Source organism: Pseudomonas sp. 21615526 (genome assembly GCF_013386245.1).
In the GTDB taxonomy this organism is placed as follows: domain Bacteria; phylum Pseudomonadota; class Gammaproteobacteria; order Pseudomonadales; family Pseudomonadaceae; genus Aquipseudomonas.
Genome location: NZ_JACAOM010000254.1, coordinates 1 through 609 on the forward strand (window position 1 = coordinate 1; position 609 = coordinate 609).

Annotated in this window: 1 protein-coding gene; it reads left to right on the plus strand. The window is 65.7% G+C overall.

What is annotated here, in order from left to right; all coding sequences use genetic code 11:
• The coding region (locus HX786_RS31560; protein WP_256735358.1) for an FGGY family carbohydrate kinase at positions 1 to 609 on the plus strand (609 nt) is incomplete at both ends.

Here is a 609-nt window from a genome sequence, read left to right on the forward strand (position 1 = left end):
CGCGCCCGCACGCAGGCTGGTCCGAGCAGGTACCTGAGGATTGGTGGCAAGCATGCCTGAAGGCCCTGGACCAACTGCGCACTGATCAGCCGGATGCCTACGGCCGTGTCGGCTGCATCGGGTTGTCCGGGCAGATGCACGGGGCGGTGTTGCTGGGGCAAGACGACCGGGTGTTGTACCCGGCGATTCTCTGGGATGACTCCCGTGCCATGGCCCAGGCTGAAGCCTTGGGCAGTGAGTTTGCCGACGTCACCGGCAGCTTGCCGATGGCCGGTCTCACGGCGCCCAAGCTGCTGTGGTTGCAGGAGCATGAACCGGCGGTATTCAGCGCCATTGATTGCGTGCTGTCGCCCAAGGACTACCTGCGCCTGCGCCTGAGTGGTGAGCGCGTGAGTGATGTGTCCGATGGTGCGGGGACGTTGTGGCTGGATGTGGCCAACCGTGAATGGTTTGAACCGATGCTGCAGGCCACGGGTTTGCGATGGGCGCAGATGCCACGGCTGGTAGAAGGTGGCGCGGCCAGTGCTTGTTTGAATGCGGCTGCGGCGGGGCGACTGGGCTTGGCCGAGGGCCTGGTGATTGCCGGCGGTGGCGGGGACAACCCGGTGG